General features: G+C 43.7%; 15 protein-coding genes. 6 read left to right on the top strand and 9 right to left on the bottom strand.

The window, feature by feature from the left end:
* The first annotated feature begins 191 nt into the window (after positions 1-191).
* Complete coding sequence (locus BN3283_RS04350; RefSeq protein ID WP_059025788.1) at positions 192-1034, top strand: CvfB family protein; 843 nt, start codon at positions 192-194, stop codon at positions 1032-1034.
* Positions 1035-1059: 25 nt separating this feature from the next.
* On the top strand, positions 1060-1959 hold the full coding sequence (menA, locus tag BN3283_RS04355; RefSeq protein ID WP_059027151.1) for a 1,4-dihydroxy-2-naphthoate octaprenyltransferase: 900 nt from the start codon (positions 1060-1062) through the stop codon (positions 1957-1959).
* Between the two features lie 130 nt (positions 1960-2089).
* Here the strand turns inward: menA and BN3283_RS04360 are convergent, their stop codons facing one another.
* From BN3283_RS04360 to BN3283_RS04375, 4 genes are all read right to left on the bottom strand, one after another.
* Positions 2090-2467: a DUF3127 domain-containing protein gene (locus BN3283_RS04360; protein ID WP_041504619.1), complete on the bottom strand. Its 378-nt coding sequence runs from the start codon at positions 2465-2467 to the stop codon at positions 2090-2092.
* A 70-nt stretch (positions 2468-2537) separates the two neighbouring features.
* The gene (bamJ, locus tag BN3283_RS04365) at positions 2538-3242 is read right to left on the bottom strand and encodes a BamJ family beta-barrel-assembly machinery protein (RefSeq protein WP_041504592.1); all 705 of its coding nucleotides are present in this window, start codon (positions 3240-3242) and stop codon (positions 2538-2540) included.
* A 17-nt stretch (positions 3243-3259) separates the two neighbouring features.
* Positions 3260-3862 carry a BamJ family beta-barrel-assembly machinery protein gene (bamJ, locus tag BN3283_RS04370; protein WP_041504591.1) on the bottom strand — a complete coding sequence of 201 codons (603 nt, stop codon included), beginning with the start codon at positions 3860-3862 and terminating at the stop codon, positions 3260-3262.
* A gap of 118 nt (positions 3863-3980) precedes the next feature.
* Positions 3981-4637: an ABC transporter ATP-binding protein gene (locus tag BN3283_RS04375; RefSeq protein WP_041504590.1), complete on the bottom strand. Its 657-nt coding sequence runs from the start codon at positions 4635-4637 to the stop codon at positions 3981-3983.
* Positions 4638-4718: 81 nt separating this feature from the next.
* Here BN3283_RS04375 and BN3283_RS04380 point away from each other — a divergent pair, with 81 nt between their 5' ends.
* A complete protein-coding gene (locus BN3283_RS04380; protein WP_082667118.1) occupies positions 4719-6851 on the top strand; it encodes a Tex family protein in 2133 nt (710 codons plus the stop codon).
* A gap of 20 nt (positions 6852-6871) precedes the next feature.
* Here BN3283_RS04380 and BN3283_RS04385 read toward each other — a convergent pair whose 3' ends face one another.
* The 5 genes from BN3283_RS04385 to BN3283_RS04405 are packed head-to-tail and all read right to left on the bottom strand — an operon-like array spanning position 6872 to position 16702.
* Complete coding sequence (locus tag BN3283_RS04385) at positions 6872-9217, bottom strand: ABC transporter permease (RefSeq protein WP_059025789.1); 2346 nt, start codon at positions 9215-9217, stop codon at positions 6872-6874.
* Positions 9218-9233: 16 nt separating this feature from the next.
* The gene (locus BN3283_RS04390; protein WP_059025790.1) at positions 9234-11615 is read right to left on the bottom strand and encodes an ABC transporter permease; all 2382 of its coding nucleotides are present in this window, start codon (positions 11613-11615) and stop codon (positions 9234-9236) included.
* Between the two features lie 4 nt (positions 11616-11619).
* Complete coding sequence (locus BN3283_RS04395) at positions 11620-13995, bottom strand: ABC transporter permease (RefSeq protein WP_059025791.1); 2376 nt, start codon at positions 13993-13995, stop codon at positions 11620-11622.
* Positions 13996-14051: 56 nt separating this feature from the next.
* On the bottom strand, positions 14052-15302 hold the full coding sequence (locus BN3283_RS04400; protein ID WP_059025792.1) for an efflux RND transporter periplasmic adaptor subunit: 1251 nt from the start codon (positions 15300-15302) through the stop codon (positions 14052-14054).
* 17 nt (positions 15303-15319) lie between these two features.
* On the bottom strand, positions 15320-16702 hold the full coding sequence (locus tag BN3283_RS04405) for a TolC family protein (protein ID WP_082667068.1): 1383 nt from the start codon (positions 16700-16702) through the stop codon (positions 15320-15322).
* Positions 16703-16945: 243 nt separating this feature from the next.
* Between BN3283_RS04405 and BN3283_RS04410 the strand changes: the two genes are divergently transcribed.
* Genes BN3283_RS04410 through BN3283_RS04420 form a run of 3 tightly spaced genes read left to right on the top strand, consistent with a single transcriptional unit; the run spans position 16946 to position 20359 of the window.
* Positions 16946-17641, top strand: coding sequence for an ABC transporter ATP-binding protein (locus BN3283_RS04410; RefSeq protein ID WP_059027155.1), 696 nt, complete (start codon positions 16946-16948; stop codon positions 17639-17641).
* 20 nt (positions 17642-17661) lie between these two features.
* Positions 17662-19026: a sigma-54-dependent transcriptional regulator gene (locus BN3283_RS04415; protein ID WP_059027157.1), complete on the top strand. Its 1365-nt coding sequence runs from the start codon at positions 17662-17664 to the stop codon at positions 19024-19026.
* 4 nt (positions 19027-19030) lie between these two features.
* Complete coding sequence (locus BN3283_RS04420; RefSeq protein WP_059025794.1) at positions 19031-20359, top strand: sensor histidine kinase; 1329 nt, start codon at positions 19031-19033, stop codon at positions 20357-20359.

Genomic DNA, 20359 nt, shown 5'->3' on the forward strand with positions numbered 1-20359 from the left:
TTAAGTGATTCTGTGATTAAATGATTCTGTGATTAAATGATTCTGTGATTAAGTGATTGGCGATGGGGTCATTAAGCGATTGACTATTATTGATTTTAGATTGTAAATCGGGTGCTGAATTTTTAATTTACAATCTAAAATCTACAATTTATAATTAATTCCTATCTTTGTGCCCAAATAAATAACAAGAGATGATAAAGTTAGGAGAGTATAATATATTGAAGGTCGTTAAAGAGGTCGATTTCGGGTTGTATTTGGATGGAGGGGAGTATTGGGGCGAGATTTTGTTGCCGCGGGGTGAGAATGCTCCTAAAGAGGTCAGAGAGGGGGATGAGTTGGAAGTTTTTATCTATTTCGATTCGGAGGACCGGATTATCGCAACCATGAATAAACCCAAAGCCATCGTGGGTGATTTTGCTTTGTTGAAGGTAGTAGGAACGAGTAAGGTAGGTGCTTTTTTAGATTGGGGATTGCGTAAAGATTTATTGGTGCCGTTTCGGGAACAACGAGAAAATATGATTGTGGGGAGGGAGTATTTGGTTTATGTTTACGTGGATCAGGTGACCGACCGCATCGTGGCCTCTTCGAAATGGCATAAGTTTTTAAATCAAGAGCCGGCGGATTACAAGGAAGGAGAGGAGGTAGAGCTTTTGATTGCCCGGCGGACCGATTTGGGATATAGTGTCGTCGTAAACGGCAAACACGAGGCCGTGATCTATCGGAACGAAATTTTTCAACCTTTGACCGTGGGTGAACGGGTTACGGGATATATAAAGAATTTGCGGGAAGACGGGAAAATCGATTGTATCCTGCAAAAGAATGACGGTCACCAGCAAGTGGATCGGTTGTCTCAATTGATCTTGACCAAGTTGGAAGAGAACGGCGGGGTTTTAGTCGTCTCCGATAAGAGTGCGCCGGAAGATATTTATCGTTTGTTCGGTTGCAGTAAGAAAAACTACAAAAAGGCAGTAGGCGGATTGTTTAAGCAACGCCGGGTGGAGATCGGAGAACATGAATTGAAATTAATTCGATGATAGGTCTTTGAATACGGAGGAGAAAATGTCTAAGAGTAAAGCCTATATTACAAGTCTTCGATTAAGAACATTGCCTTTATCCGTATCCGGGGTTTTATTGGGAGCTATGTTGGCCGCGAGTGACGGTTATTTTAAGCCGTGGGCTTTTGCGTGGGCGATCGTGACGACAATGGCGTTACAAATACTCTCCAATTTGGCTAACGAGGTAGGCGACCTGGAGAAGGGAACCGATAACGAAAGACGGTTAGGGCCTATCCGAAGCGCACAGAGCGGAGCGTTGAGTAAACGGGAGATGATCCGGGCCATGTTGTTTTTCGGAGGTATGGCGGTCGTTACCGGAAGTTTGTTGGTATACGATGCTTTTGGGGATCTGTTGGATCTGAAAAGTATTATTTTGTTCGTTGCCGGGGGAGCCTCTATTGTGGCTGCCGTGAAATATACGGTGGGGGATCATGCGTACGGTTACCGTGGCCTGGGTGATTTGTTCGTTTTTATCTTTTTCGGGATAGTAAGTGTTTTGGGTAGTTATTTTGCCATGGCGGGCCGTTTGCCGTGGATTGCCCTTTTTCCGGCAGTCTCGATCGGGCTTCTCTCCACCGGGGTATTGAATATGAATAACATCCGGGATATGGAAAATGACGAAACTTGCGGAAAACGAACGATTCCCGTCATGTTGGGAATAAGAGGAGCAAAAATATACCATTTTATCATGATCGTAATGGCTCTCGTTTGTATGGGGCTGTATACTATTTTGCATTCTAACGGCTGGTTCGGGTATCTTTTTACATTAACTTTACCCCTGTTCGGAATTCATTTGGCGAAAGTGTATTATGGAAAAGGGAGAGCCCTCGATCCTCAATTAAGATTTCTTTCTTTAAGTACGTTGCTTTTGACGTTATTGGTTGTGATAGGGCAGATAAAATAATTATAATCCGGGGAATGGGTGTGTTATTTATATTGGATTGGCGATTATGGATTGAGACGTTACCGTTTTAATTGAAAAATAAAAAATGACGGGGTTTACCCCGTCATTTTATTTTTGATTAAGTCGTCGATTAGAACGGCAGATCGTCGGCCTCTGGCATAGGAGGGATATCTTCCACCCGGTATTGGGGAGCGGGGGTACCGGCCATTTGCGGCTCTGCCTGGATTTTTTCGATTCTCCACCCTTCGAGATTGGTGAAATAGGAGATTTGTCCGTTGTTTTCCCATTTTCTTCCTCTCAGGTTGAAATAGACTTTGATGTCTTCGTTCAGGTGTATGTTTTCAAGCAGATCACATCTATCTTGTATCAATTGGATTTTCACGAAATCGTTCCATTGGGAATTTTTCTCGTTTTCCACCTCAATGACAAATTCCCGTTTTTGGAAACGATCGCTAATCTTTTGGGTATCTTCTTTATAAATTAATTTTCCAATAACTTCGTAGTTCATATCTTTATAATTAAAACAAGCCCAATTCATTTGGGCTTGTTACTTATTTTCATACAGCGTGATAAATTATTTACTTTGCGGCAGGGGAAACGATCTCGAGTAATTCAACCTCGAAGACCAATGCTTCATTCGGACCGATGGGGCCGCCGTTCGTTCCTCTCGGGCCGTAAGCCAATTTGGAAGGGAGGTAAAGCGTCCATTTGGAACCTACGGGCATCATCTTCAATGCTTCAGTCCATCCGCGAATGACTCCGTTTACCGGGAACTCCGCGGGTTTGTTGTGTTTGTACGAAGAATCGAATTCTTCTCCGTTGATAAAGGTTCCTTTATAGTGAACTTTCACAATACTTGTGTCGGACGGAATCGCACCTGTACCCTCTTTTTCGATCTTGTATTGCAAGCCGCTTTCGGTTGTTTTTACACCCTCTTTTTTGGCGTTTTCAGTCAGGAAAGCTTCTCCTTTTTTCAAAGTCTCTTCAGCTTTTGCAGTCATAACTTTTTGAATGTAGTTACCGAGGAATTGTTGCATTTCCATTAAATCTGCCGGAGCTTTTTTCTTCTGTAAAGCGGTATTCATACCGGCAATAATAGCCTCTACGTTTGGCTTATCCAAACCGTTTCTGGTTAACATGGTACCGTTCATATAACCGATATAATAACATGCCGTGTCAGCTTCTGTTTTTAGAGTAGCGGTAGTTTTTGTCGCGTTGTTACAACAGCTGGTAAAACCGAGAACAACAACAGATAACATTAAGATCAAATTCTTAGTATTCATAGTTTTATTAATTAAAATTATACGATATCCAGTAATTCTATATCAAAAATCAAAGTCTCGTTGGGACCGATGGCTTGTCCTGCTCCGTGTGCCCCGTAAGCCAGTTCTGACGGGATAAATAGTTGCCATTTGGAACCCACGGGCATCAATTGTAAAGCTTCCACCCAACCGGGGATTACCCCGTTTACGGGAAACTCTGCCGGTTCTCCGCGGCGGTAAGAGGAATCAAATACGGTACCGTTGATCAAACGTCCTTCATAGTGGCATCTAACCGTGTCTCCCGCTTTGGGGATTGCTCCGTTTCCGGTGGAGATCACTTTATATTGCAGGCCGCTATTCAGGGTAATGACGTCCTCTTTTGTTTTATTCTCTTTCAGAAAGGAAGCTCCGGCTTCTTTTGCCGCATTTCCTCTTTCGTTCTGTAATTTTTCAAAATAAGTCTGTAAAATCTGATTGGCTTCTTCCGGGGTGATTTCAGGCATCTGACCAGCGTATACAGTACGTAAAGCATCTACAAACGCTTCCGTATTTATTTGATTAACACCGGATGAAAGGAGGTTACTTGCGATACTTAGTCCGAAACAATAACTCACTTTGTCTAACTCTTCAGTATACTTCATTTAAAGGTTGATTAATGAATAAATATTTTATTTTCTAATTGACAAATGTAAAAACAATGCGTGAAATCACAAACAGGTTTGAGCCATTTTTTGCAGTACGTGAAATAAACGGAAAGATTTAATCCGAAGTGATTCTCCCGTCGCGTAATTTTATTTGTCGATCCGACATGGCTGCCAATTCCGAATCGTGGGTGACGATCACGAATGTCTGTCCTAATTTTTCCCGTAAAGAGAAAAAGAGCTGGTGCAATTCGTTTTTGGTTTGAGTGTCCAGGTTACCGGAGGGTTCGTCTGCCAATACCACTTTGGGGCGGTTGATCAGGGCTCTGGCCACGGAAACCCGTTGTTGCTCGCCTCCGGAAAGCTGATTAGGTTTATGATGGATTCTGTCGGACAGCCCTAAAAGTGTTAAGAGTTTCAGTGCTTGTTTTTCCGTTTCTTTTTTTCCTTCTCCCTTGATCCATGCCGGTATACACACGTTTTCCAGGGCTGTAAATTCAGGTAGCAGATGATGAAATTGGAACACGAAACCTATGTTTTGGTTGCGGAAGATGGAAAGTTTGTTGGAAGAGAGTTTCGCCACGTTAATGCCGTCGTAATAGAGTTCCCCCCGATCCGGCGTATCTAACGTACCGAGAATGTGTAATAACGTGCTTTTTCCTGCTCCGCTGGCTCCCACGATAGTGACAATTTCTTTCTCCTTAATCGTCAGGTCGATACCTTTTAATACTTCTAACTCTCCGTAGTTTTTAGTTATATTTTTGATTTCAATCATACGATGATTCGCTATTTTTTCGGTTTAAAGATAGTGATAAATGTGGAGAAGCCGTATATTAGCGGATTAAAATATGAATTTATGGAATATTATATAGATCCTGTTGTGTTTGTAGCGGAAAAGAGTGGCTTCGGCAGTCGATACGTGAAAAATTTGTTGAATCTGCTGGATGAAGGAGCGACGATTCCGTTTATTTCCCGTTACCGGAAAGAGATGACCGGAAGTATGGATGAAGTGGGGGTCGGAAAAGTACAGGAGATTTACGGGCAGTTTAAAGAATTGGAGAAGCGTAAAAAGACGGTGCTCGATAGTATCGAACAGCAGGAAAAGCTGACATCCGAACTGAGGAAGGCGATTGAGAGTTGCCGGGAACTTCGGGAATTGGAAGATATTTATCTTCCTTATAAACCTAAAAAACAAACCAGGGCTTCCAAAGCAAAAGCGAAAGGTCTGGAGCCTTTGGCCGTCATGTTGATGAAACAGGAGGGGGGAGAGGTATGGACGAAAGCTACCCGTTTCGTGAAAGGAGAGGTGGCGAATGAGGAGGAGGCGTTGCAGGGGGCGAGGGATATTATAGCCGAATGGGTCAGTGAAAGTGAGCGGGCTCGGAATACGACCCGGCGTTTTTTTGACCGGGAAGCGACGATTACCTCTAAAGTGATAAAAGGAAAAGAGGAGGGGGGAGAAAAATATAAGGATTATTTCGATTATACGGAGAGTTTACGTCGTTGTCCGTCTCACCGGATGTTGGCTATCCGGAGGGGAGAAAGCGAGGGTATTTTGAAGGTAAGCATAGGTGTGCCCGACCAAGAAGCCGTAGAGGCCTTGGAAAAGCAATTCGTAAGAGCCGGTAACGAGAGTGCGGAGCAGGTGAGGGAGGCCGTACGGGATGGTTATAAACGCTTACTCGTCTCTTCCATAGAATCTGAATACAGCGTGGCAGGCAAGCAAAAAGCCGATGAAGAGGCTATTAACGTTTTTGCCGAAAATTTGCGCCAATTGTTGTTAGCTCCCCCGTTGGGCAGCAAGCGGGTATTGGGTATTGATCCGGGATTCCGTACCGGTTGTAAGGTGGTTTGCTTGGACGGGACGGGAAACCTCGTGCATAACGAAACCATCTATCCGCATCCGCCTCAAAACGAAGTACGACAGGCGGCTAATAAGGTCACTCAATTGGTGAGTGCTTATAAAATAGAGGCTATCGCTATAGGGAACGGTACGGCAGGACGGGAAACGGAGCGTTTTATACAAAATCTTCGTTATGACCGTAAGATTCAGGTCTTCGTGGTGAGTGAAAGCGGGGCATCCGTCTATTCGGCCTCTAAAATAGCCCGGGACGAGTTTCCCCAGTATGATGTAACCGTTCGCGGAGCCGTGTCGATCGGGCGTAGGTTGATGGATCCTTTGGCTGAATTGGTAAAGATAGATCCGAAGTCGATAGGCGTGGGACAATATCAGCATGATGTCGACCAGGTGAAGTTGAAGGAGAGTTTAGACCGGGTGGTGGAGTCTTGCGTAAATCGGGTAGGTGTAAATGTGAATACGGCCAGTAAGTACCTTTTGACACATGTCTCCGGTTTGGGACCTGCTTTGGCGGAAAATATCATAGAATACATAAAAGAGAACGGTCCGTTCAGAAGCCGCAAAGAGATAAGGAAGGTGAAACGAATGGGGGAGAAGGCATTCGAGCAATGTGCCGGATTTCTGCGTATAGCCGATGCGGAATATCCGTTGGATAACTCTTCTGTCCATCCCGAATCCTATGCTGTGGTAGAACGGATGGCAAAAGATTTGGGACTTCCCCTGAAGTCTTTGATCGGAAATGAGGAGGTATGCGGTAAAATCGATTTGAATCGCTACGTGGACGAACGGATCGGTTTGCCTACCCTAAAAGATATTATCGAGGAGTTGAAAAAACCGGGACGGGATCCCCGGTCTGTGGCAAAGGTGTTTAGTTTTGACGAGCGGATTCATTCCATCGATGATCTTCAGGAAGGAATGGTCGTACCGGGTATCGTGACTAACCTGACTAATTTCGGAGCTTTTGTGGATATCGGTGTAAAACAGGACGGTCTGGTCCATATTTCGGAGATTGCCGATCAATTTATCTCGAATCCCACGGAGATACTCTCTTTGCATCAACATGTGAGCGTCAAAGTAATTCAGGTGGATAAAGTCAGAAAACGGATCGGGCTTTCCATAAAACAGGCATAAATTATATTAGACGAGAGCTTTTACTCGTTCCCCTTTAGGACATTTACCGGATTTTCCCGTGCGGCGTTGACGGTTTGCCAAATTACCGTTAACAGGCCGATTGCCAAGGCGGAGATCCCGGCCATGATAAAGGCTCCTGGCGAGAGGGAAGATTTATAAATAAATCGGGTGAGCCATTGCTCTGAAAAGTAGTAACCGATGGGGATAGCGATTCCGTAAGCGATCAGAATCCATTTTATGAATTTCCGGCATAGTAATATAACGATCTGATTTTCGGTAGCTCCGTTGATTTTTCTTAATCCGATCTCCCTTTGTCGGCTCTCCACGGAGAACCACGCCAGTCCGAAGAGACCGAGGGCACTCAGTAGGATGCTTAGCCAAGAGAAAACCGTAAGGGTTTCCATGATCCGGACTTCTTCCTGATGAAACTCCAGGTACATCTCTTTCATACTCTGCGTGAGGAGTGGAGGGAAAGTCGGGTAGTTGCTTTGCCATAATTCCCGAAGTTTGGTCTCGGTTACTTCCCGGGAACCTTTTTTTATCCGGATGGTAAGGCGGCCGGAACCGTCGGGTGAATAGCGGATCAGCATGGGTTTGATGCCTTCGGTGAATTTATTCGTGGCATAGTCGGCAATGACCCCGATAATTGTATACCTTTCATTATAATTGTAGGTGAAAGTTTTCCCGATGGGAGTCGGCCATCCCATTTTCCGGACGAAAGATTCGTTCACGATGGCCTCGTGGTAGGCTTTGGGGTCCGGGGAAAATCCTTTTCCTTCCGCGAGAGGAATATCATAGCATTCGAAAAATGAATCGTCGGCGTCGGTTATGTTGATGATGGTATCTTTTCGAGAATAGGTAAAATTCTGATGCATGGCCGAACCTGTAATATTCAGGATTTCCGGTAGGGCATGGAGTTGTTCCTTGAAGTTCCGGAATTCTCCTTTTTCCAGAACAAAAACTCCTCCGTATAATGCTATAATCTCTTCCGAATGAGGGCGGCTGTGAACGATATAGTTCATTTGGTTCCGGATATTAAACATTAGAATAAACAGAATAATGGAGAGGGAGAACTGTACGATAACAATGTCCCGGGTCAGTCGGTTCCGTCGTGAGAGTTTTCGTTTTAAAATAGGACTTAACAGGCTGTTTTTCAGTTTTAAACCGATGTAAATGATAGGGATAAATATAATCACCGTTAACAGAAAAAGCAATATCAAAGGGGTTTGTCCGGATAGGAAGTCCGATATTTGCATATCGCTTTGGACAAAACTGTTAAAGACGGGGAGTAACCTGTAAATAAGCATCAGGGCGATACCCGAAGAGAGAAGGGTGTGCATGGCAGATTCTCCGATCAATTGCTTGTAAATGCCGTTTTTCGATTCCCCGAGTACCAGTTGGATACTGGTATTTTGTAATTGTTTGAACGTGCGGGTCATATAGATGTTGATATAGTTGAAGCAGGATACGATCAGGATAAGAAGGGCGACACTCAGGCTCGTGTAGATGAATGTCGGATCCCGTTTATCGATCAGCTCATTATAGTAGAGATAAGATTTTTCCGAGAAATAGAGTTGATTGCTCGGTTTTAATACGACCTTACCCCTGTTGGCATTTAAATTTTGAATCAGGGTATCCTGACTGATTTTTTGCTGAAGGGTTTGCGGGTTGACCGACTCGTTTAGTTTAACGAAAGCGTAGAATTGACTCGATCCCTGAGCTTCGTTGATTTTATTTTCGGCAATGCCCCATAATATCCCGAAGGAGAGGAATGTCTTTTGACGGTCGTCGATGACCGCGGTGATACGGAATTCCTCTTCTACCGGAATATAAGTTATTTTGCCTTCTATATTTTTAATCGCATAGCGGGTAAGGCGTAGCGTATTCCCGACGGGATTTTCTTTTTCGAGGTACTTCCGGGCGAAAGAGCGGGTAACGGCTATTTCATTTTCATGGGCGAGAGTGGATTTCAGGTCTCCGGACAACATTCTAAAATGAAAAAAATCTACGGTCTCGGGTATCACGGAGTAAGCCTGTTCGTAAGGAATCTCTGTTTTTCCCGGAAAGAGGTTGACGGGTTCGTTTCGAAAAACAGCATGGGATTTGATCTCCGGATAACTTCTTTGCAGGTAATCGGCGATCTCTCCCGAAAAAAGAGTGTTATAGGATATTTCTTCTTTTGTTTGGATGAGGTAACATTTTTCACTTGCCGGGATAGCTTGGGCAATCCGGTATTCATGCATGACAAATCCTGCAAGCAGCATACTTGCCGTCAATCCGACGATAAGGCTGACGATGGATATGAACGTGTATATTTTGTTTTGTTTCCATCCTCTGAGTATAATCTTGATGCTTGTTTTTCGCATGGCTGTACAGTTTGGGTTATTCGTTTTTTAATACCTCTACCGGATTGGTCCGGGCGGCCTTCCTGATTTGCCAGGTAGTCACTCCGAGTACGATCAAGGCAACGATTCCTGGAACAAAGATAAAGATCCATCCGGAAATTTCTGTTTTGTAGGCGAAACCCTCCAACCACTTGTTCGACAGGATATAGGCGATCGGTATGCTTAAGGTGCAAGCCGTCAGTGTTTTTTTCATGAAATTCCGGTTTAATTCTCGGGTGATACGGGATTCGGAAGCCCCGTTTATTTTTCTCAGAGCGATCTCTTTTCTTTTTGTTTTAGCCACAAATGTCGAAAAGGAGAAAATTCCCATACCTCCGATTAGGATAGCGATGATCGTGAAAATCGTAATCATTTTGACGGTCGCTATGTCTTTGTCATAAAAATCGGAATCCGCGTATTCATGGTAACTGAAAAGAGTGCCGGGATAGATCCGGGTATATACTTGTTTTATATAATCAATGACCTCCTGACGTTTACCGGGTTGGTAACGGACAATCAGATTCATACTTCGCATGTACAGGCCGTTATATATAACAACGGGTTGAATGGGTTGGTACAAGGGATTAAAGTGGAAATTTTCCGTTATTCCGACTATCTTGACACGTGTATCGTACAGATTTATGATGGCATCTTGCGGGGAATGCAAGTTCAGTGTTTGTACCAAAGCTTTGTTCACGATAACTTCCCCGTAATAAGAATTGGGATTGTCGGGGTCGTATTCGGTAGAGAGTTCCTGAGGCATACGTCCCTCGTTCAGCTTGATTCGGTAAATAGAAAGATAGTCTTTATCCCCGATAAGGGTTTGTATTTTTATTTGATGATCGGGTTTATTTTCGGGGTAAAGGTCTATGTAGAACGAAGGGGATATGGGTAGGGATTCTCCGTTGCTGACGGTTACGATATCCGGGTTCCGCAAAAGTTCTTCCTTACATAAACCGATGCGATTGGGTATCAGGAAATGGAGCGTATTTTGAGTGCTATACCCTAAATTTTTATTTTTAATGTAGTCCATTTGCCGGTAAATAATGATAGAGGAGAACAACAGGGCGCAAAAGATGGCTATTTGGCTTATGGTCAGTACTTGTTTTAAATTCGAACGGGGTGGAGCGGACCGGAGGGAACGGTAAAGTCCGTTCCTTCCCAGTCTTTTCCTGATGTAAAAGTATAAAAATGACCCGATCATCCCGGCAGTAATCGTGATTATGAGAAGAAACAGGAGCATTTCTTTTCCACCGAAAGTAAATGCATAGGGATGATGGGGCGATAATATACGGTTAATAACAGGATGAAGCAGATAGCCGGCTACGATGGCGATTCCGAGAGCAACAAGGATTTGTAATCCGATTTCCGCAAACAGTTGAAGCTTAAAAGAGCCGGAGTCGGCCCCGAAGCATTTCTGTAAAGCGAATCCGGCGATCTCCTTTTGTTGGAATTGTGCTGTTTTGATCATGATATAATTGGAGGCGGCTAAAAACAGAATCAATAGGGTAATGCCGCATAGTAGGAGTGTGAAAAGCCAGGAACCCCGGAGCATATTATCGGGAACGATATGGCCGGAATGAAAATAGATCTCCCGGAACGGTTGAAGTTTAAACGCTTCGTTGCCGAGGGTTCCCGCGGGAAAATGTTTGGCAGTCAGCAGGGGAATCGCTTTTTCGATCTCCGCGGGATCAGCCTGGTCGTCCAGTTGCAGAAAGAGATGAGTCCCGATGACACCCCATCTCTCAAATATATCTTTCTCGTGTACGGGGGATAGGATGATATCTGCTTGAATGGAGGAGGTAGGGGGAAGATTGTCCATTACGGCAATGATCTGGAACTCTTTACCCGAATCTTCCCGGTAAGTATATTTGGCTCGAATGATTCTTCCGATCGGGTTTTGTGTCCCGAAAAATTGTTCTGCTTTTCGGGAGGAGAGTATCGCCCAATTGGAGACATCGGGAATATGAGCATCTCCCGTCAAAATAGGAAAATGAAATAGATCGAAAAGCGAAAGATCGGCGTACATGCAAGCTGATTCAAGGAATATCTCCGTGTCTCCTTCCGGTTGAATACCGAGGGATTGAGGAAAGAAACACCGTACGTAGTTTTCTATCCCTGGAATCTCCTTTTTAGCATAGGGACCGATGATACCGTAGGTCCGGCCGGACCATTGAGGGGAATTTTGATCGTTATGGGTTACGCGATAAATCTTTTTCGTACCGGGGTGAAAACGGTCGCTTTCCCATTCCCTGCTGATGTGTTTGAAGATCAATAGTGCGGCTGTAAAGGCAATGGCCAATCCTGACAAATTAATTAAGGTGTAGCTTTTGTTACGAAGTAGTTTCCGAAATATGAATTTAATTTCTTGTCGAGACATGGTTTTATACTTTTTTAAGCGTTTCTACGGGGTTGGCACGGGCTGCCCTAACGATTTGCCAGTTCGTGGTCAGCATGACGATAAGGACCGTGACCGTAACAGCGCAAATATAAATCCAGACTGTAATTTCTGTTTTGTAGGCAAATCCTTCCAACCATTTTTGGCATCCGATATAAGCGATGGGCAGACTGATCATGCAAGCCCCGATAATTTGTCGCAGGAAAATGGAATTTAATAATCTTATGACCTCTCTTTCCGAGGCTCCGTTTACTTTTCGTAAGGCAATCTCCTTTCTTTTATTTTCCGCCATAAACACGGAGAAGGCGAAGATACCCATTCCTCCGATAAATAAGGCGAGGCCGGTAAAAATATAGATCAACCGGACGAAAGCGATATCCTTTTCATAGAGTTGAGTGTAGGGATATTCCGTGTAGTGGAATCGGGTAATAGGGAAACGTTCCTGATAAAGTTTACGGACGTGGTCGATGACTTCGTTGCGTTTTCCTTCCCGGTAACGTATGCTTAGATTCCAATCGAAGCCTAAAAGATCGCATCCGATAATGACCGGTTTGATCGGTTGATAGAGGGATTCGTAATGAAAGTCATTTACGATCCCGACAATTTTTAACGTGGAAAAACCGTAATCCAGGATGGACCCGATCGGTTGTTTCAGGTCGAGCTGTTTAACGAGCTTTTGGTTGACAACTACTTCTGCCTCCTGAACCGGACTGTTCCGGAATCTTTCTTCCGCCTTTAAGTTGGAAAGGAACTTCCGTCCTTCGACCAACTCGATCCGGTATGTATCGATATAATCGAGGTCTCCTAATAGTACATACGCGTCGATAATCGTTTCGGGACGTTCTGCGGCAAATGTTTTAAATGAAGACCAATTTCCGATCGGAAGCGGCCGGCCGTTGCTTACCGACAGTATGTCCGGATGACGTAAAAGCTCTTCTTTGATACTGCTTGTCCCTTTATAACCTTCCCATTCGATACACAATACATTTTGAGAATCGAATCCCATCGGTTTGTTCCGTATAAAAGCCATTTGCCGAAAGAGTACGACGGAACAAAACAGGAGAGCCCCGAATATACAGATTTGAATAAACATGAGCATTTTTTTCAAATCGATGGAAGAAGAGTTTTCTTTCTTTATTTTTTGTTCTCGGATCTCTCTGGCATAATGGAGGTAAAGAATACCTCCGACACAGATGGTAAACAAAAAGAGTATGATTAGAAACCCGACAGATTCGACTATCGATAAATGAAAGGTATACACGTGAATTGGGGAGATGATCCGGACAAAATGGGGATGAAGGAGATAGACTCCGATCAGGGTAAAGAGTGATGCAATACAGAGATGTATTCCGGTTTCCTGCATGATTCTCAGTAAAATATGGCGATTTTCGGCTCCCAGGCATTTTTGTAGTGTAAAGGTGTTGGCCTGCCTGTGAATTTGGGCTAATTTAATCATCAGATAATTACATGCCGCCAAGAAGAGGATGAGTAAGGTGACCCCACTCAGGGTCAGGTTGAATTGGGGTGATCCGAGTATGAAAGCCGGTTCGAATTCCCGGATATGGCCGGAATGCAGATGCAGTTCTTTCAAGGGTTGGAGCCTGGTGATCCGATTTGAGTAATATTCCGGATCGCCGGAGAGCCTGAGTTCCAGATCCGGAATGGCTTTTTCTATGTCGGAGACGGATACGTTTTTATCGATTTGTAAAAAAGTATTGCATGAATTACCCTGAGTATACCGATAGGTCCATTCGATAACAGAGAAGTCAAGTATAAAGTCCGCCTGAATAGACGATCTGTCCGGAATATTTTTCATGATACCGGCAATGTGGTAAGGAATACCCAAATCGTCATTTGTTTTTTTTATCGTGATCTCTTTTCCCAACGGATTTTCTTTGCCGAAATATTTTCGGGCCATTTTTTCCGAAATAACGATCCAATATTTCCGGGGTATTTGGGTGTCTCCCTGAACGAGGGGAAACGAGAAGACTTGGAATAGTTGGAAATCAGCGTATCTACACTGATTCTCCGGAGTATATTCCCGACTGTTTTCCGGTTTTACCAAAAGAGTTTGAGGAGCTGTTACCCGGACAAAGTTTTTGACACCGGGAATCTCTTGCCGGGCCTGTTCTGCCATGGGGCTGCAAAATTCACTCTCCCAGAATTCATTTCCCGCCTTCTGGAAGGTAACGCGATAGATATCCTCTTTGTTCTCATGAAAGCGGTCAGTTCTCCACTCCTTTACCACGAATCCGTACATGAGTAAGGCTGCGGTAAAGGCAATGAATAATCCGGTTATATTGATAACGGTATAGAGACGGTGGCGGGACAAGTTTCTGAATATGAATTTGAGCTGATTCATGGGAAACGGATTTCTTTTTACGGTTTATTTGAATGCAATGTATAAAAAGATTTTTTTTATTTAAAGATCAGTCTTTCGTTATCCCCGTACATTTCGTAGCCGGACGTGATCACTTTTTCACCGGGCTGAATTCCTTCCAGAACCTGATAATACCTGGGATTTTGTTTCCCTATTTTGATTTTCCGTCGGTAGGCCTCTTTACCATCGGGCGTAAGCACGTATATCCATTGTCCGCCGGTACTTTGGTAAAAGCTTCCCCGGGGAATCAATATCGATTCGTCGGAAGCTCCTAATTGTAGATTGATATGGTATGTCTGTCCTGTCCGGATGTTATCCGGGATCTCTTCCGTGAATTCCAAGTCGGTTTTGAATTGCCCCTCTTTTACGTCGGGGTATACTTTTATTACCTTCATGTTGAAATCTTTCCCCTGTCGTTCCAGGGTAGCTTCCAAATTTTGGCGTACCCGGTCGATGTAATGTTCGTCGATCAGAGCGGTTACCTTATATTTGCCTAAAACGTTTATTTTTCCGATTTGCGTACCGGAGCTGATGTATTGTCCGATTTCGATACTCAGTTCTCCGAGTTGCCCGTCGATAGGGGCACATACTTCCAATTGGGCATACCGTTCCCGGGTCAATATCAGATTACGTTTTCTGTTTTCCAGTTTGTTTTGCATGATAATGGCCTGCCTGTGGCGTCGGATGGAGTCCTTGGCTTGTTTTTCCGAAATCAATTGCTGACTTTTAATAGCAAATTCATAATCTTCTTTGGCGATGAGGTATTCCTCTTTGGCAATCAGGTCTTCTTTGTAAAGCTGTTCGTTTTGTAAATATTTTCTTTTTTTCCGTTCGGTATCCAATTCCGTGTTCAGGCGTTCCTGTTGTAGGTTGAGGGTTTCTTTTTCCAAATCCAAAAGGGCATTTTGGGTATTGTTCTGTTCTTCCACGAATCCGGCCTCGTTATTCAGTATTTCGGTTTCGAGGCTTTGGTTCTCTAAGCGGAGAATGATCTCCCCGGCTTTTACCATCTCTCCGGCTTCTTTAAACTGCTCTTTCACTCTTCCGCCTTCAATGGCTGTGAGTTGTGAAAAGTTAAGGGGTTCCACGTTTCCCATAATACGGATATAATCGTTGAATACTCCGCGCGTAACTTCCTCAACGGTGGCTTTGTCCTTATCCACTCTCAGACTGGATTGGTGGTTCCCGAATATGGACCAACCGATAAATAGCAGTATAAAAACGACTCCGGCCAGGTAAGGTATATGTTTTTTCTTTAAACCTTTTTTTTGTTCAATGGGTCTGTCCATGATGTATTTGTTTCCTATTATTTGTAATTGCTAAAATTAAAATTATCGGGGGAGGTCACTTGGGTTTGTAATGGAATCCCCCGGTAAAAATCGATCATCTTTTTTTGCATGATATAATTGAATTTACTTTTCTGTACTTCCGATCTGGCTTCTAATTGATTATTGGAAGTGTTGTTAAGATCGATGATCGTGATCAGGCCTTGTTCGTATCGTTTTTGAGCGGCACTTTGCGAAAGGGTTGAAAACTTTTCCCGTTGGAGGGATATCCGGTAGCGCTGAGCACAAGATTCCAATTCCTGCAACGCTTTTTGGATCTCGTTGTACAATTCTCTTTGGGTTTGAAGAAATTGAATTTCCGTAGCCGTTAACGAATTCTTGGCTTTTTTTAGTCCTGAGCGTTTGCTTAAGCCGGAATAGAACGGAATGCTCATACTGATACTAAAACCTTTTCCTATTCTGTTCCGGTCGAAGATCTGATTCCAGAAAGATTCACTTACATGATCTGAATAGCTTCCGAAAGAGATGCTTCCCCCCATGCTTATGGAGGGATAGAGGTTAGCTTGTGCCGTCATCAGATTTAATTTAGCTGTACGGACAGAATATTTAGCGATGGTGATTTCCGGAAGTTCCTCCATGGCTTTGTGATAGATGTCATCGATATCAAAACAGTGTTGTTCGAGGGAAAAATCTTCAAATGAAAGAGTGTCTACCATAAACTCATCCTCTTCTTCATAATTCATCAGATATTTCAGGTTAACCAGTGCATTTTGAAGGTTATTCTGGGAAGATTCCAGTAAAAACTCCATAGAAGCTTGTTGTGCCTGCATCTCGTAAAGATCGCTTTTCGGTTTTTTGCCTAAATCGCATTCCCGTTCTATTTTTTTCAATCGCATCCGGTAGTTTTCGACTTGTTCTTCCGTGATATGCACCTCTTCTTTCATGTAGAGGTAGTTGAAAAAAGCATGCATGATCTGGATCGCGATTTGATTGGCTTGGTTCTCTGTCTCTTTCAGTCCCATCAGACGGCTTATTTTAGCGATTTTTATCCGATTAATACCGCTAAATCCTGCAAAAACCGTTATTCCGGTTCCGAATCCGAAACCGCCGAACGACATGTAACGGGTATTTACGTAAGTGTTGGTTTCGGGATCAATACCTCTTCCGAAGCTATAACTTAATCCCGGGGATATGCCGCTTACGGAGGGGAGCAGGTTTAAAACGGCATCCCTTACTTCCAGACGATTGTTATCGTTTTGTAGTTTTTTTTGTTGCATCGTTAGACTGTGTTCCACTCCGTAATTAATGCATTCCTGAAGATTCCATTTTACGGTTTGAGCTTCCATTCTGTAAGTTTTTAACAGAAAGCAGAGGAATAACAAGAGGTATAATTTCAGAATCATATTTTTTTGTTTTATTTTGTCCTCCCTGATGCTAAACTTATGCCATAGATGTAACGTATTTATAATCAGAAGTATATATTTTCATGGGAGATGTCGTCCTGTAAAAAAATAGGACAGTGCTGTCTATTTTTTTTACACTTGGGAGAATCACTCGTAAGTTAATGTATTGATAATAAGATGTATGTCTGTTTTGGCATGCTTATGGTAATCTTTCGAATATGTTTTATTCGTAAGTAAATGTATATGATAAAGATTGAGAATTTAAGTAAGGTTTTTCGTACCGAGGAGGTAGAGACGACCGCTTTAAATAAAGTTTCTCTTCATGTGAAAGAGGGAGAATTTGTTGCCATCATGGGTCCTTCCGGATGCGGTAAATCAACGTTATTGAATATTATCGGTTTGTTGGATAATCCTACGGAGGGAAATTATTATTTTAACGGCCAGGAGGTGGGACATTTTAAGGAAAAAGATAGAACCAAGGTACGTAAAGGAAATATCGGTTTTGTATTTCAAAGTTTTAACCTGATCGATGAATTGAATGTTTATGAAAATGTAGAACTGCCTTTGATCTATTTGAAAAAGAAAAGTTCGGAGAAAAAAGAGCTGGTAACGACTATTTTAAAGCGAATGAATATCAGCCATAGGGCCAAACATTTTCCCCAGCAGTTGTCGGGAGGACAACAACAGCGGGTAGCCATTGCCCGTGCCGTGGTTGCCGATCCGAAGTTGATTCTGGCCGATGAGCCTACCGGTAATCTGGATTCCAAAAACGGGGCGGAGGTTATGAATCTGCTAACCGAATTGAACCGGGAAGGAACGACTATTGTTATGGTGACCCACTCCCAGCACGATGCATCCTACGCTCATCGGGTGGTAAACCTTTTCGACGGTCAGGTCGTCACCGAAACGGCAAATAGAATGGAGAATACGGAAGCGTAATGTGATGTAAAATTATGGATATGACCAAGCAGGGAACGATATTAGTTGTAGATGATAATAAAGGAGTTTTGACGGCAATCGAGATGTTGTTGGCGGGGGTGTTCCGAAAAGTAATTCCTACTGGTAACCCTAACCGGATTCTTTCTATATTAGAGAGTGAAAATGTGGATGTCGTTTTATTGGATATGAATTTTGCTGCCGGAATAAATAGCGGAAACGAAGGCTTGTATTGGTTGACGGAGATTAAAAGACGACTTCCGGATTTGCCGGTGGTCTTATTCACCGCGTATGCGGATATTGAGTTGGCCGTGAAAGCGGTGAAAGAAGGCGCTACTGATTTTGTGGTCAAGCCTTGGGATAACGCCAAGTTGGTGGCGACGTTATTGGCTGCCTATCGGTTGAACCAAACCCGGCAGGAGGTGAAACAACTTCGGGAGAAGGAGGGGGTATTGAAACGTCAGTTGGACGGAGACCAAGAGAGAGTATGGGGAGATTCTCCGGTCATGCGGCGGGTACACGATCTGATCGTGAAAGTTGCGGCCACGGATGCCAATGTATTGATTACCGGAGAGAACGGAACGGGTAAGGAGATGATCGCCAAGGAACTGCATGCTTTGTCGAATCGAAAAGAGGAGGTAATGATCTCCGTGGATATGGGAGCCGTCACGGAAACCTTGTTTGAAAGCGAGTTGTTTGGTCATGTAAAAGGTGCCTTCACGGATGCCCGCGAAGATCGTTCCGGTAAATTCGAGGCGGCGCATAGAGGGACGTTGTTTTTAGATGAGATCGGTAATCTCTCCTATGCCTTGCAATCGAAATTACTGGCGGCCATACAGGGCAGAAAGATCACCCGGGTGGGCTCCAATAAACCGATAGATGTCGATATCCGGTTGATTTGTGCCACAAATAGTAATTTGCAGGAGATGGTGGAAAAAGGGTTGTTTCGGGAAGATCTTTTATACCGGATCAACACGATTCATATCGTGGTTCCTCCTTTGCGGGAACGGGGGGAGGATATCCTTTTATTGTCCGATTTCTTTTTGCGGAAATACGAGGCCAAATACGGTAAACGGGGATTGTATCTGCTGGAAGAAACCAAGGCTCGTTTGTTGAATTATGCTTGGCCCGGAAACGTGAGAGAGTTACAACACGCTATTGAAAAAGCGGTAATTATGTGTGACGAAGAGGGATTACGTCCGGAAGATTTTTTGTTTAAACCTACGACGGATCAGCTCGAGAACACGGTTTCTACTTTGGAGGAGATGGAGAGAGAGATGATTCGCCGGGCAATCGAACGCAACGACGGTAATTTATCGACGGTAGCCGTACAGTTAGGGATTACCCGACAGACATTATACAATAAGATAAAAAAATTTAACTTGTAACGGAATGTCCCGGTATTACTCTTTTCGTCTGTTTTTTTATTTGCTGATAGCGTTGATCTCCAGCGTCGGGACGTATATTTTAATATCGGAAAAGAGTTATGTCGGGGCGGCATTTGTAACCGGATTGATGGTGTTGTGTGTCGTTTCGATATTTAATTCAATAAACCATGTTAATCGTAAGTTGACTTATTTTTTCGGTTCTTTGGAGAACGATGATTTTACCATTCATTTCCCGGAGAGAGAGGGCTTGCCTTCGGAGCGTATGTTGAATGTCATGTTGAACCGGATGAAGGATATTTTGCAAAATACCCGGTTGGAGGTACAACAACGTGAAAAGTTTTATGAGTTGATTATTAACAGTGTCAGTTCCGGGATCGTGGTGATGGATAAAGAGGGGTTTGTTACCGATTGCAATCGAGTGGCCTTAAAATTGATCGGTTTGGAGGTGTTTACCCATATCGATCAATTGCATAAGGTCTCTTGGGATTTGCAGGAACTTTTCCGGAATATTCAGCCGGGAGAGAGCCGGAGAGTAGCATATACTACGGAACGGGGGAGAATTCAGCTGTTGGTTCGTTCAAGCCGAATCGTATTGCGTGATAAACCGATCATGCTATTGGTTATAAATGATATAGAGAACGAGTTGGATGAGAAGGAGATCGATTCCTGGATCCGTTTGATCCGGGTACTTTCTCATGAAATCATGAACTCCATCGCACCGGTGACTTCCTTGAGCGATACCTTGTTATCTTTGTATCGGGAAGGAGAGATGCCGGACGAAGAGTTAAAACGCAATACCATGAACGGTTTGAAAGTGATTGGGGAGACCGGGAAAGGACTGATCTCTTTCGTGGAATCCTATCGTAAATTTACGCGGATCCCGAAACCGGAAAAAGAGTTGGTCGATTTGAACGAATTTATCCATCGCATGGTTATTTTATGTAGTATGGAGATTAATTTTTCAGCCGTAAGGCTGGAGGTTACGATTCAACCCGAAGGTTTGAGAATATATGCGGATCCGAATCTGTTGGGACAGGTGGTGTTAAACTTGCTGAAGAATGCCTTTTATGCTTTGAGGGAACGCTCCGACGGGCGTATTCTCGTGTCGGCGGGAAAAGGAGAAGAGGGATGTGCGTGGATTAAGATTAAGGATAACGGACCGGGAATAAAACCGGAAGTCATGAATGAAATCTTTGTCCCTTTTTTCACGACGAAAACGGAAGGCTCCGGTATCGGTTTAAGTGTCGCCCGGCAAATCATGCGGGTTCACGGTGGAAATATAAAGGTTAATTCCATATACGGTAGAGAGACGACTTTTACCCTTACGCTTTAA

The sequence above is a fragment of the Gabonibacter massiliensis genome (genome assembly GCA_001487125.1).
GTDB classification, from domain to species: Bacteria; Bacteroidota; Bacteroidia; order Bacteroidales; family Marinifilaceae; genus Gabonibacter; species Gabonibacter massiliensis.